General features: G+C 70.6%; 11 protein-coding genes. 5 read left to right on the top strand and 6 right to left on the bottom strand.

Annotation, left to right across the window (positions count from 1 at the left end):
* Positions 1-22 precede the first annotated feature (22 nt).
* On the bottom strand, positions 23-1,396 hold the full coding sequence (locus LHJ74_RS22840) for an MFS transporter (RefSeq protein WP_260220266.1): 1,374 nt from the start codon (positions 1,394-1,396) through the stop codon (positions 23-25).
* A 207-nt stretch (positions 1,397-1,603) separates the two neighbouring features.
* A complete protein-coding gene (locus LHJ74_RS22845; protein WP_260220032.1) occupies positions 1,604-2,038 on the bottom strand; it encodes a MarR family winged helix-turn-helix transcriptional regulator in 435 nt (144 codons plus the stop codon).
* A gap of 141 nt (positions 2,039-2,179) precedes the next feature.
* Here LHJ74_RS22845 and LHJ74_RS22850 point away from each other — a divergent pair, with 141 nt between their 5' ends.
* Positions 2,180-2,416, top strand: a complete 237-nt coding sequence (locus tag LHJ74_RS22850) for a ribbon-helix-helix protein, CopG family (protein WP_260220033.1) — start codon at positions 2,180-2,182, stop codon at positions 2,414-2,416.
* Between the two features lie 16 nt (positions 2,417-2,432).
* Here LHJ74_RS22850 and LHJ74_RS22855 read toward each other — a convergent pair whose 3' ends face one another.
* A complete protein-coding gene (locus LHJ74_RS22855) occupies positions 2,433-3,917 on the bottom strand; it encodes an NCS2 family permease (RefSeq protein ID WP_375546813.1) in 1,485 nt (494 codons plus the stop codon).
* 314 nt (positions 3,918-4,231) lie between these two features.
* On the opposite strand from LHJ74_RS22855, the gene LHJ74_RS22860 reads away from it, so the two are divergent.
* A complete protein-coding gene (locus LHJ74_RS22860; RefSeq protein ID WP_375546820.1) occupies positions 4,232-4,558 on the top strand; it encodes a DUF2530 domain-containing protein in 327 nt (108 codons plus the stop codon).
* A gap of 71 nt (positions 4,559-4,629) precedes the next feature.
* Complete coding sequence (locus LHJ74_RS22865; protein WP_260220036.1) at positions 4,630-7,218, top strand: HAD-IC family P-type ATPase; 2,589 nt, start codon at positions 4,630-4,632, stop codon at positions 7,216-7,218.
* 15 nt (positions 7,219-7,233) lie between these two features.
* Here the strand turns inward: LHJ74_RS22865 and LHJ74_RS22870 are convergent, their stop codons facing one another.
* Complete coding sequence (locus tag LHJ74_RS22870) at positions 7,234-8,109, bottom strand: LysR family transcriptional regulator (protein ID WP_260220037.1); 876 nt, start codon at positions 8,107-8,109, stop codon at positions 7,234-7,236.
* A 131-nt stretch (positions 8,110-8,240) separates the two neighbouring features.
* Between LHJ74_RS22870 and LHJ74_RS22875 the strand changes: the two genes are divergently transcribed.
* Both LHJ74_RS22875 and LHJ74_RS22880 read left to right on the top strand, forming a co-directional pair.
* Positions 8,241-9,074 (top strand): EamA family transporter, encoded by an 834-nt coding sequence (locus LHJ74_RS22875; RefSeq protein ID WP_260220267.1) that lies wholly within the window; start codon positions 8,241-8,243, stop codon positions 9,072-9,074.
* Between the two features lie 205 nt (positions 9,075-9,279).
* On the top strand, positions 9,280-10,398 hold the full coding sequence (locus tag LHJ74_RS22880) for an acyltransferase (protein ID WP_260220038.1): 1,119 nt from the start codon (positions 9,280-9,282) through the stop codon (positions 10,396-10,398).
* A gap of 3 nt (positions 10,399-10,401) precedes the next feature.
* On the opposite strand, the gene LHJ74_RS22885 is transcribed toward LHJ74_RS22880, so the two are convergent.
* Together LHJ74_RS22885 and LHJ74_RS22890 are read right to left on the bottom strand one after the other, a co-directional pair.
* Positions 10,402-11,790: a polysialyltransferase family glycosyltransferase gene (locus LHJ74_RS22885; RefSeq protein ID WP_260220039.1), complete on the bottom strand. Its 1,389-nt coding sequence runs from the start codon at positions 11,788-11,790 to the stop codon at positions 10,402-10,404.
* Positions 11,791-11,792: 2 nt separating this feature from the next.
* Positions 11,793-12,758, bottom strand: coding sequence for a glycosyltransferase family 2 protein (locus LHJ74_RS22890; RefSeq protein ID WP_260220040.1), 966 nt, complete (start codon positions 12,756-12,758; stop codon positions 11,793-11,795).
* Positions 12,759-12,843 lie beyond the last annotated feature (85 nt).

Genomic DNA, 12,843 nt, shown 5'->3' on the forward strand with positions numbered 1-12,843 from the left:
ACCGCCAGTCTTCCCGGTGCGGTCACTCCGCTGCCCCGGAACGGCCGGATCCGGCCGAGGCGGCAGCGGGTACGGGCGCGCGCACCGGTTCGGGCGGGGGCGCGGCCGCCCGCAGCGCCGGGAGCCGCGCGTCACGGACCGGCTGGCCGCTGCCCCGGCCGCGGATGCCGTAGTCCCGCATCCCGGCCCGCAGGCCCGACCGCAGCCCCACGCCGGTGATCCGAGCGAGCACGAGCCCGATGCCGAGGGCCACCAGGGCCGAGACCACCCCGCCCGCCAGCAGGCCGACCCGGGCACCGAAGACGTCCGTGATCCAGCCCATGATCGGACCACCGATGGGCGTGCCGCCCACGAACACCATCATGTAGAGGCTCATGACCCGGCCCCGCATCGCCGGATCGGCGGCGAGCTGCACGCTCACGTTCGCCGTGACGTTGAAGGTGAGACCCATGATCCCGATCGGCATCATCAGCGCGGCGAAGATCCAGAACGTGGGGGTCACCGCCGCCGCCACCATCAGCAGCCCGAAGATCAGCGCGGCGCCGACCATCAGCCGCATCCGTGACGAGGAGCGGCGGGCCGCCAGCAGCGCACCGGCCACCGAGCCGACCGCCATCAGCGTGTTGAGCAGGCCGTACGTCCCGGCGCCCTCCTTGAAGACCTGATCGGTGAAGGCGGTGAGCCAGATGGGGAAGTTGTAACCGAAGGTGCCGACGAACCCGACGAGCACGATCGGCCAGAGCAGTTCGGGGCGGGAGCGCACATAGCTCAGCCCCTCCCGCAGCTGCCCCTTGCTGCGCGGCGCGCGCTCGCTCTGCTGGAGCTCACTGGTGCGCATCATCAGCAGGCCGATGAGCGGGGCGAGAAAGGAGAGGCCGTTCAGCAGGAAGGCCCAGCCGCTGCCGACGGCGGTGATCAGGACACCGGCGACGGCGGGGCCGACCAGCCGGGCGCCCTGGAAGTTCGCGGAGTTCAGGGAGACGGCGTTGCGCAGCTGGTCGGGACCGACCATCTCGGCGACGAAGGTCTGCCGCGTCGGGTTGTCGATGACGGTCGCCAGACCGAGCACGAAGGCGAGCACGTAGACGTGGGAGACATGCACCTGACCGCTCAGGGTCAGCGCTGCCAGGACGAGGCCGGTGATCCCCATCACGGACTGGGTGGCGAAGAGGACCTTGCGCTTGGCGCAGCGGTCCGCGATGACGCCTCCCCACAGGCCGAAGAGCAGCATCGGGAGGAACTGGAGCGCCGTGGTGATGCCGACGGCGGTGGCCGAGCCGGTGAGGCTGAGGACCAGCCAGTCCTGGGCGATGCGCTGCATCCAGGTGCCGGTGTTGGAGACGGCCTGGCCCATCGCGAAGAGCCGGTAGTTGCGGATCTTCAGCGAGCTGAACATCGAGGTCTGGGCGTCCGGGGTGGTGCGCTCGATGGCCTCGGTGTGCTCGGCGGTCTCGGTGTGCTCGGTGTGCTCACCGCTCTTGGCGGTGTCGGGGTGTTTACGGGTCGAAGGGTTGTGGGGAGCGGGTGCGGAGTCTTCTCCGTGGCCCGGACTCAATGGGGTTTCGCCTCTCTCTTCTGTGGTCTCGTGCGGGTGACCGGGCGCCTACAGGTGCGCGAGCTTCTCCAGTACGGGAGCCGCGTCGCGCAGCTTCGCCCACTCGTCGTCATCGAGCTGGCCCGCCAGCTCGGCGAGCCAGGCGCTCCGCTTGCTGCGGCTGGCGGCGAGCATGGACTCGGCCCGCTCGGTCTGCGTGACCACCTTCTGGCGGCGGTCCTCCGGATGCGGTTCCAGCCGGACGAGTCCCTTGGACTCCAGCATCGAAACGATGCGGGTCATCGACGGGGGCTGCACGTGCTCCTTGCGGGCCAGCTCGCTCGGCGTGGCCGAGCCGCAGCGGGCCAGGGTGCCGAGCACCGACATCTCGGCCGGGCTCAACGACTCGTCCACCCGCTGATGCCGCAGGCGCCGGGAGAGGCGCATGACGGCTGAGCGGAGGGAGTTCACGGCGACCTCGTCGGCCTGGGACAGTTCCGGCATGTCATTAGGGTAACTCATTACCTCGGCTAATGACCAGTGAGTTATCCCCGGTGACTTGGTGTAAACCTCATCTCACCCGTACGAGTGAGATCGTAGGGAAAACTGACCCGTCGCCCGCGCTCCGCCGGGGACGGTGAGCGGATGACCTCCAGAGAACCGGCAGACCCCACCGGACCCGCAGTACCCGCAGAACCCGCAGGATCGACCGTGCTCAGCCTGCGCCTCGACCGCGAGCTTTTCGAGCGGCTCAGAAAACATGCCGCGAAACGCGGAACGAGCGTCCAGGACTATGTGATCCGGACGCTGGTCCGCGATGACTTCGACGAACGCTTCCAGACGGCCGTCGAGGAGACCGACCGCTTCTACGGCCGCACCTGAAGGCCGCCGGACGGGCCTACCGCACGCCGAGCAGCTGCTCGATCGGGTCCAGCAGGAAGTAGACGAGGAAGCAGACCCCGACCACGCTGAGCAGCCACGGCACCTCGCGGAACCGTCCGACGGCCGCCCGGAGCAGGATGAAGGCGAGCACTCCGATGCCGATGCCGTTGGTGATGCTGTAGGTGAACGGCATCGAGGCCATCGTCAGAAACGCGGGCACCCCGACGGTGCTGTCCGCCCAGTCGATCTCCCTGACGTTCGCCGCCATGATCAGAAAGCCGACGACGACCAGCGCGGGAGTCGCGGCCTGCGACGGCACGACGGTCGCCAGCGGCGTGAAGACCAGCGCGAGCAGGAACAGTCCACCGGTCATGAGGTTGGCGAGCCCCGTGCGCGCGCCCTCGCCGACGCCCGCCGTCGACTCGACGAAGCAGGTGTTGGCCGAGCAGGAGCCGAGGCCGCCACCGGCGACGCCGATGCCGTCCACCATCAGGATCCGGCCCATGCCGGGCAGCTGGCCTCGCCTGTCGGTCAGCCCTGACTCCTCCCCCACGCCGATGATGGTGCCCATCGCGTCGAAGAAGCCGGACAGCAGCACGGTGAAGACGAACAGGCAGCCGGTCAGCAGTCCGACCTCGTGGAATCCGCCGAACAGGCTGATCTCCCCGAAGAGCCCGAAGTCCGGCGAGCTGACCACGTCGCTCGGCACCTCCGGGACGGCAAGGCCCCAGGCACCGTCCGGGATCTCCGCCAGCGAGTTGATCAGAATCGCCACGACGGTCATTACGACAATCCCGAGCAGGATCGCCCCCCTGGCCCGCCGCACGATCAGCACGAACATCAGCGCCAGTCCGAGCACGAACACCAGCACCGGCCAGCCCTGGAGCTGACCGCCCTGGCCGAGACCGAGCGGTACGGAGGTGTGCGCTGCATCGGGGTTACGGGTGACGAAACCGGAGTCGACAAGTCCGATGAGGGAGATGAAGAGGCCGATCCCGATGGCGATGGAGCGGCGCAGCCCGTTCGGGATGGCGTCCATCACGCGCTGCCGCAGACCGGAGGCGACCAGGATCATCAGGACGATGCCCGCCAGGAACACCATGCCCATCGCATCCGGCCAGCTCATCTTCGGGGCCAGCTGGAGCGAGACGACGGCGTTGATCCCGAGCCCGGCGGCGAGCGCGATCGGCACGTTGCCGATGACGCCCATCAGCACCGTGGTGAGCCCGGCGATCAGGGCGGTCGCCGTCACCAGCTGGGCGTTGTCCAACTGGTGACCGAACTTGTCCTCACCTGCGCCGAGGATGATCGGGTTCAGCACGATGATGTACGCCATCGCGAAGAAGGTGGCGAGACCACCGCGAATCTCCCGGCCGAAGCTGGAGCCGCGCTCACTGATCCGGAAGAACCGGTCCACTCCGTTCTGCGGAACAGGTGGCAACGGATCCCCTGGGAACAGCTGCTTCATGGGACCGTGCGGGCTGCCGGCCGAATCGGACATGCGTGACCTCGGTGGGGTGGGGGCGCCCGTGGAAGGCGGATGAGCGGCACCGGTATGAGCCGGATGAAGGGCGACTTGGAGTTTCCTACGAATAAAACAGGCCGCATCGAGATGCATTCAGTATGAACAGATAACGACCCTGATCGCTATCTCCGCGCGTAGACACGGCACGTGGCGCGCCACGGCCCGCCGTAACGTCCCACGGGAGAGCGCCGGTCACCCGGCAGGCTCGGGGGTGCGCAGGCTGGATAGGCTGGAGAGGACCAGCCACTGCGCCCCGAAAGACTGATCGAGGAGCCGGACCGATGGGCCTGATGAACAAGTGGACCGACGGCGACCGCGTGGCGCCGGAACCGCTTGAGGGCAACGTCATGGCGACGGTCGCCTCCGGCACCGCGATCTGGTTCCTGCTCTTCCTCGTGCAGCTCCCCTTCTACGGCTGGTTCGACGACCGCGGGCAGACATGGTGGATCTGGACCTGCCTGACGGGTGCCGGGCTCGGCCTGATCGGCATCTGGTACGTCCGGGGGCGCGACGCGGCGCTCCGCCGTGCGGCTGCGCAGGCAGCGGAGACGGCGGGGGCAGCCGAGGCGGGCACGGAGACCGATACCGCAGGGAACGGCGCGCCCACCGCCGACTAGGCCCTGCCCAGGGGCTCACCCCGCGCCGCCACTCCACGCGAAGCGCACGAATCACCCGTAACGTCAGAAACATGACGCAAGGGGTCGGCAGCGACGCCGGTGAACCAGGACCGGACGAGGGCCCGCCCCCGGGACCACGGTCCGCCCGCGCACGCGGGCTCAGTACCGAAGAGGTCGCCGAGCGCGTCGCCCGCGGCGAAGTGAACGACGTGCCGGTGCGCAGCAGTCGCTCGGCCGCGGAGATCGTGCGCGCGAACGTCCTCACCCGCTTCAACGCCATCATCGGCGTCCTCTTCCTGACCATTCTCATCGTGGGCCCGATCCAGGACAGCCTGTTCGGCTTCGTGATCCTCGCCAACACGGGAATCGGCATCGTCCAGGAGCTGCGCGCCAAGAAGACGCTGGACAACCTCGCCGTCATCGGGGAGTCACGGCCGGTTGTGCGCCGTGACGGGCGCTCCGCCGAGGTCCCGACCGCCGGGATCGTCCTCGGCGACCTGCTCGAAGTCGGTCCGGGCGACAAGGTGGTGGTCGACGGCGAGGTTGCCGAGTCCGAGAGCCTGGAGATCGACGAGTCGCTGCTGACCGGTGAGGCCGATCCGGTGGTCAAGCGGCCCGGCGAACCGATGATGTCCGGCAGCTTCGTCGTCGCGGGCAGTGGAGCGTTCACCGCGACCAGGGTGGGCCGGGAGGCGTATGCGGCCCAGCTCGCCGAGGAGGCATCCCGCTTCACGCTCGTGCACTCCGAACTGCGCAGCGGCATCAGTCAGATCCTCAAGTACGTGACCTGGATGATGATCCCCACCGCGATCGGCCTCATCCTCAGCCAGCTCGTCGTCAAGAGCGAGGACGCGGAGGAGGCGGTGCGCCGGATGGTCGGGGGCATCGTGCCGATGGTGCCGGAGGGGCTGGTACTCCTCACCTCGATGGCCTTCGCCGTCGGTGTCATCCGGCTGGGGCGGCGGCAGTGCCTGGTGCAGGAGCTGCCCGCCATCGAAGGGCTGGCGCGCGTCGACGTCGTCTGCCTGGACAAGACCGGCACGCTGACCGAGGGCGGCATGGAGGTCGCCGAGGTACGGACCCTGGGCGGCGCGGACGAGACGCGCGTGCGGCTCGTACTGACCGCGTTCGGGGAGGCTGATCCGCGGCCGAACGCCAGCCTGCGGGCGATCAGGGACAGCTTTCCGGCCCATGGCGGCGGAGGCAGCCCAGGCCGCACGGACGGCGCGGGCGGTACGGACGGTGGCGGTACGGACGGTGGCGGTACGGACGGTGCAGGCGGTACGGACGGTGCAGGCGGTACGGACGGTGGCGGCACTGATGGTCGCGGCGGCAGCACGGACGGTGGCGGGCGGCGTGCGGCGGACGGGGTGTGGGCGTGCATCGACGTGCTGCCCTTCTCCTCCGCCCGCAAGTACAGCGCCGCCGCCTTCCGCGAGCCGGACGGCACCCGCAGCAGCTGGCTGATGGGCGCGCCCGACGTCCTGCTGCCCCCTTCCCATGACACGCTCGCCGACGTCGACGGCCTCAACGCGCAGGGACTCCGCGTGCTGCTGCTCGTGCGTACGGAGCACGCGCTGGGCGCACCCGGCATGGCGGACGGCACGGAGCCGCACGCCCTTGTCGTACTGGAGCAGCGGCTGCGGCCCGACGCCCGCGACACCCTGAGCTACTTCGCGGAGCAGGACGTGGCCGCGAAGGTGATCTCGGGCGACAACGCCGTCTCGGTCGGCGCCGTGGCGGGCAAGCTGGGCCTGCCCGGCGCCTCGGCACCCGTGGACGCGCGGGGGCTCCCGGCCGGACGGGACGCGATGGCGGGCGTGCTGGAGGACGGCTCGGTCTTCGGGCGGGTGTCGCCGCAGCGGAAGCGGGACATGGTCGGCGCGCTCCAGTCGCGCGGTCACCACGTCGCGATGACCGGCGACGGCGTGAACGACGTACTCGCGCTCAAGGACGCCGACATCGGGGTGTCGATGGGCTCGGGCTCCGAGGCGACCAAGGCCGTCGCCCAGATCGTGCTGCTCGACAACAGCTTCGCCACGCTGCCCTCGGTGGTCGCCGAAGGCCGCCGGGTGATCGGCAACATCGAGAGGGTCGCGACCCTCTTCCTCACCAAGACCGTGTACTCCGTGCTGATGGCGCTGCTGGTGGTCTTCTGGCAGGTCCCCTACCCCTTCCTGCCCCGCCATCTGACCCTGCTGGGCACGCTGACCATCGGCGTCCCGGCGTTCTTTCTGGCACTGGCGCCCAACCGGCAGCGCGCGAGGCCGCACTTCGTGCGACGGGTCATGCACTACGCGATCCCCGCCGGGCTCATCGCGGGGATCGCCACCTTCGGCACGTACCTGCTGGCTCATGGCCACTACTCGGGGCCCGGTGCGCTGGGGGCGGAGACCAGCGCGGCGACGCTGACGCTGTTCCTGGCCTCGATGTGGATCCTGGCGATCGTCGCCCGCCCGTACACCTGGTGGCGGATCGCTCTGGTGCTCACGATGGGGCTGGGTTTCCTGCTGGTCCTGATGGTGCCCGCCTTGCAGGACTTCTTCCAGCTGAGGCTGGTCGGCACGACGATGCCGTGGACGGCGGTCGGTGTCGCGGCGGTGGCCGCCGCCGCCATGGAAATCGCCTGGCGCGCGGTGGCCCGCCGCGTGCCGGCCTGACGGGTCGGGTGCCCCTCAGCGCTGAGCGTCCTCGCGGTAGAGGTCGGCGAGCAGGGCGACGGCGGCGTGGGTGGCCGGGTGGGGGTCGTGGCGGCGCCAGATGAGGTGGACGGGGATGGGTTCGGCGTCGCGCAGCGGGCGGTAGCTGATGCCGTCGCGGCGGTACTGGGCGGCGGTGGCCTGCGCGGTGAGGCCCACGCAGCGGCCGGTGGCGATGGCGGCGAGCCAGTCGTCGACGTCCTGGGTGTACTCCACGGCGGGGCGGGCGCCTTCGGGCCACAGGTCCAGGGTGGTGGTGCCGGTGCGGCGGTCCACCACCAGGGTGCGGCGGCGGATCTCGTCCAGGCGGATGCTGCGGCGTCTCGTCCACTGATCGTCGGAGGCGAGGGCGAGGTAGCGGCGTTCACGGCCGACGACGGCGTGGGCGTGGCGGCGGGTGTCGATGGCGCCGCGCACGACGGCCAGGTCGCAGAGGCCCTCGGCGAGCCCTCCCGTGGGGGTGTTGTGGCGGATCAGGTGGAGTTCGACGTCGGGGTAGCGGTCGTGCCAGCGGCGCTGGAACTCGGCGGTGTGGCGGCCCATCGCGGACCATGCGTGGCCGATGTGCAGCCGGGCGTGGCCGGTGGCGGCCTGGTAAACCAGTTCGTCGGCCTGGGCGAGCAGTTGGCGGGCGCGGGCGAGGACCTGCACCCCGGCGGTGGTGGGGGTGAGGCTGCGGCTGGTGCGGTGCAGCAGCCGCACCCCGAGGATCCGCTCCAGCGCGAGCAGTGTGCGCGAGACGGCGGCCTGGGAGACTCCGAGCTCGATCGCGGCATCGGTGAAGCTGCCGGTGTCGACGATCGCGACAAGGCAGCGCAGGTGCCGCAGCTCCAGCCCCGTATGACCAACCATGCGTCCAGCGTATAGGTGGGGCATCGGATGCATTTTGCGCATGCGCCGGTGTGGCGAACTGTCGTGCCATGGCAAGAACGCGCACAGACACGACGGCCTCCGCGGCACAGGTGCCGCCCCGGTGGACCGGGATGGCACTGATGATGGGCAGCGGCCTGTCCAACCAGGCCGGAGCGTCGGTCGCCGCGCTCGCCTTCCCCGTCCTGGGGCCGGTGGGAGTGGTGGCGGTGCGGCAGTGGGTGGCCGCGGTGGTGCTGCTGAGCATCGCCCGGCCGCGGTTGCGGGCGTTCAGCGCCGCGCAGTGGCGGCCGGTGCTGGGACTCGCCGCCGTCTTCGCGATCATGAACCTGACGTTGTACACGGCGATCGACCGGATCGGGCTCGGCCTCGCGGTCACCCTGGAGTTCCTCGGTCCGCTGACCGTGGCGCTGGCGGGCTCCCGCCGCCGTATCGATCTCTTCTGCGCCCTCGCCGCCGCGGCGGGAGTGGTGGTCCTCACGCGCCCCCAGCCCAGTACCGACTACCTCGGCATCGGGCTGGCCCTGCTCGCCGCCGTCTGCTGGGGCCTGTACATACTGCTCAACCGTACGGTGGGTGAGCGGCTGCCCGGAGCACGGGGATCGGCCGCCGCCGCAGCCGTCTCCGGCCTGCTCTATCTGCCCGTCGGCGCCACCGCACTGTGGCTCCACGAACCCACCGCCGGCGCCCTGCTGTGCGCGCTGGCCGCGGGCGTGCTGTCCTCCGCGGTTCCGTTCCTCTCCGACCTGCTGGCACTGCGCCGGGTCCCCGCCCGCTTCTTCGGGATCTTCATGAGCGTCAATCCGGTGTTCGCCGCGCTGATCGGCCTGCTGGTCCTCGGCGAGCACCTCCATGCGGCATCGTGGCTGGCGATCGCCGTGATCGTCACCGCCAACGCCGTCGCCGTGGGCACCGCCGGCAACCTCTCCCTGAAGAAGGCCGCCTGAGCGGCGCTCATCGTCTGCTGAACGAGGTGTTCGGACGCTGTTCCACCGCCGTACACCGAGCGGCGCGGCGCAGCTGGCAAGCTGCCGTGGTCGGCCCGCCCGTGCGCGCGCGGTAACGACCTTGCCCGGCGCCGCATGGCGCGGGACCCCGGGCTGCCAGGGCCCGGCGGGTATTCCTCACCGCATACTGCACAGGGTCTGGAAGATGTCTGCCGAGCACGCCACCGTGAATCCCGCAGCCGCAGCAACGCCGGCTGCCGCTGTCCCGCTGCCCCCGGAAGCCCCGGAGGAGTCGGCGGGGCCGCCGAAGCCCCGACGGGAGCACCGTTACGACATCGACCTGATGCGCGCCATCTGCGCGTCCGCCGTCATCGTGGGGCATGTCGGCGGAGAGTTCGTCGCCGCCACCGGCGGGGACCCCCGGAACGGTGCGGCGGCCTACTGGCTCGGCCTGTTCCTCGATTCGGTGACCGCGTGGGCGGTGCCCACCTACTTCGCCATCGCGGGCTGGGCGGTCCTGGTCGGTGCGCCGCCCCGTAACGGCAAGACGCTGCGGACCCGTTCGCTGCGCATGATCGTGCCGGTCGGCATCTGGTCCGCCGTCTACCTGCTCTGGGCCCGCTGGCGGGAGACGAACGAGGACCCCACCTCCGAGCTGGCCCTGCAGGCGGTCTTCGGGAGCGTACGGCCCGCCTACCACCTCTGGTACTTCTACGCCCATGTGCCACTGATCCTGCTTCTGGGCTTCGTGGTCCTGCTGCGGGCCGGTAAGCGCCCGTGGGGCGTCGCCGTCGCGCTGCTGGTGGTCGCCGCGGCACCGACGGCCTTCGGTGACCTCGCCCAACTGACCGGCTGGGACGTCCCGAAGTTCGGCTGGCAGGCTGGCACTTACTCGCTGGTCTACGCGGTGCTGGGCACGCTGCTGCTGACCCTGCCGCCCACCGGCCGCCGCGTGTGGTGGATGGCGGGGGCGGTGCTGTCACTGGCGGCCGTCATCTGGTCCCAGGACCAGGTGCACTTCGTGATCCCCAACGCCAACGTGCTGGTGGCCGCGCTCACCTGCTGTGTGCTGCTCTCCCTCAACGGGCTGCGGATTCCGGAGCGGTTGCGTGCGCCGCTGACCCGGCTGACGGGGGCGGGCCTGGGCGCGTTCATGTGCCACGTGCTGCTGCTGAAGACCTTCGCGCCCCGCCTCGCCTCGGCGGAGCACGGCTGGCTGGGTACGACGGCCCTGGTGGCGGCGTACATCGCGGCCGTCGTGGTGCCCGCCTTCGCCGCGAGCATGCTGTGGGGCCGCCTGGGGCTGCGGCGCTACCTGGGATAGGCGCTACTCGGCGCCGCTGCGGGCCGCGCCCGCCCGGCGCGATATCCGCCCCAAGGCCGGGACACGGCGGAGCAGTTGGGCGCGGGCCGAGTTGTCCCGGCCCGGCAGCTCCAGCGCGGTCAGCCGTTTGCGGCTGAAGTAGTCCTCTGTGGTGCCGTCCAGACGCTCCGTCAGCCAGCTTGCCGCGTCCTCCCGCAGACCGGGGTGCAGTTCCGCCTGCATGCAGTAGCCCACCGTCCGCAGCAGCGCCCCCGCATCGTCGGCCCGCTTCGTCGGCACGGCCACCTCGGCCGTCGGGGTCTCGCCGCGCTCCAGGTCGGCCACCAGGAAGTCCACCAGCGTCACCGGCACCCGGTTGCTGTTCTGGTAGGGCCGCAGCCGCCGCAGCAGCACCTCGGTGCCGACCTTGGCTATGGGCACCCCGTAGTACGTCGCGGCCGTCAGCATGGCGGTGGAGAAACAGCCGACCACCAGCGACGGACGGCATCTCTCGTACACGGCTTCGGCCAGCAACGGCCGGTCCAGCACGGTCAGCCGTATCCCCGCCTCGGCCGCCGTCTTCTCCAGCGCACGGGAGTAGCTCGCGGGCGCGGAGGGGTGCGGTTTGAACAGCACCGAGTCGTGGCCCGCCGCGACCGCGCCGTGCAGCATCCGGAGGTGCAGTTGCTCCTCCTCCTCCTGAGTGAGGATGTCCAGCGCCGCGAGGTACTGGCCCAGCAGCACCGCTGTGGGCTCGCTCCGCGCGGCCCGGGTGAGCGCCGGATCGGAGGCGGCGGCCTCCCCCAGCTCGGCCAGGACCCGCCGGAAGGCGTCGTCGAGGACGGTCTCCGCACGTACGCCGTACTCGGAGAGCAGCATCGGACGCAGTCCCGGTACGAGATCGAGGTGCAGCAGCCGCTCGACGCGGCGGCCCACCGCGTACGGCAGCCGGTCGCGGGTGGGTCCGTAACTCATCAGCCCGTCGGCGTACACATGGATGGTGCTGCCGCCGAATATCGCGGTCAGCGCACGGGCCGGGCCCGCGTGGAGCGACTCCACGACCAGCTCCACCTGCGCGTCGCCCAGCCCCCAGCCGAGGCGCAACACACGTTCCCACAGGGGCGCGTCGTCCAGCCGTGGCATCCAGCCGCCGGGGTGGTGCGGGCGGATCATGGCGTTCCAGTCGCGGGTCTCGTCGAAGCGGGCGGCGAGCCCCTCGAAACCGCTCATCAGTGGGAGGGCGGTCGCCGTCTCCGGCACCGAGGCGTTGTTGGACACCAGCAGGATACGGCGGGCCGCGTCCCGGGGCCCGAACTGGCCCGCGTCCAGGGCGGCGGCCACAGTGGCCGCGCCGTACAGCGTCGACACCTCGAAGATCTGGACCGGGCGGGGCACGTTCGGGGTGTTCGCCATGATCAGGCCGCCTTTCGTGCGCCGCGCAGACGGCGGAGTCTCTCAGCGCGCTTCGTGTCGAGCTCCGCCAGCGTCGTGTCCAGCACCTGCTGCGGCATCCGGTGCAGCGCCTCCGCACCCTGCTGCCGCAACCGAGCGGCGACCGCCTCCTCGTAACCCTCGGCGTTGGCGAGGTGGAAGGCGAGGATGGCGCAGTAGGTGCGTACCGCCTTGGGCAGGAAGCGCTCCGCCTCCCGGTCGGCGGCGAGGTCGTCGAGGAGGGTGTCGAAGGCGGGCATGAAGTCCAGTTGGCGCTCATCCTTGATCTGGGTGAGCGAGGTGGCGACACCGCGCCGGTAGAACACCCCGAGCAGCCCCACGACCGCGAACGACTCGGCGCGCAGGTGGAGATGCCACACCCACAGCCGGTCCTCCGCCGTACGCAGCCCGGTGGCGAACCGCATCGCCCCGTCCGCGAACAGGCCACGGCGGTATATCCCGGCCCACACGAAGGGGTAGTCGACCATCGTCTCCGCGTCCGGCGGCGCGATCACGTCCCTCGGGTGCAGCACCGCACCCTCCCGGGGTGCCGGAGGACGCCGTAGCACACGCTTGTTCCCCGTACTGACCACATGGTCGGTACGGACGAAGTCGCATCCCAGTTCCTCTATCGCCGCCACCAGTCGGCGTAGGTAACCAGGGGCGTACCAGTCGTCGCCGTCCAGAAAGGTGAGGTAGTCGCCGGTGGCGGCGTCGATCCCCACGTTCCGGCTGCGCGCGATGCCCAGGTTCTGCTCGTTCCGGATGAGTCTCGCGCCGGGCAGGGTGTGCTGCCAGCTGTCGAGGATTCCAGAAGTGGCGTCCGTCGAGCAGTCGTCGACGAGGATGAACTCGGTAGTCGGCTCGGCGTTGTTGGCAAGGCTGCGCAGGGTGTCTGAGGCGTACTCCTGCACGTTGTGGAACGGTACGATCACGGAAAGCTTGGGCATGCGAGTCCAGGACGCTGAGCGGGCCGCAAGCGCGCGGCCGGGGCGACACTTGGGGGGTGCGTGCGGCCCAGGGGGTGGCATCGGG

Origin of the sequence: Streptomyces gossypii, from assembly GCF_025165795.1 — a bacterium.
Taxonomy (GTDB): Bacteria; Actinomycetota; Actinomycetes; order Streptomycetales; family Streptomycetaceae; genus Streptomyces; species Streptomyces gossypii.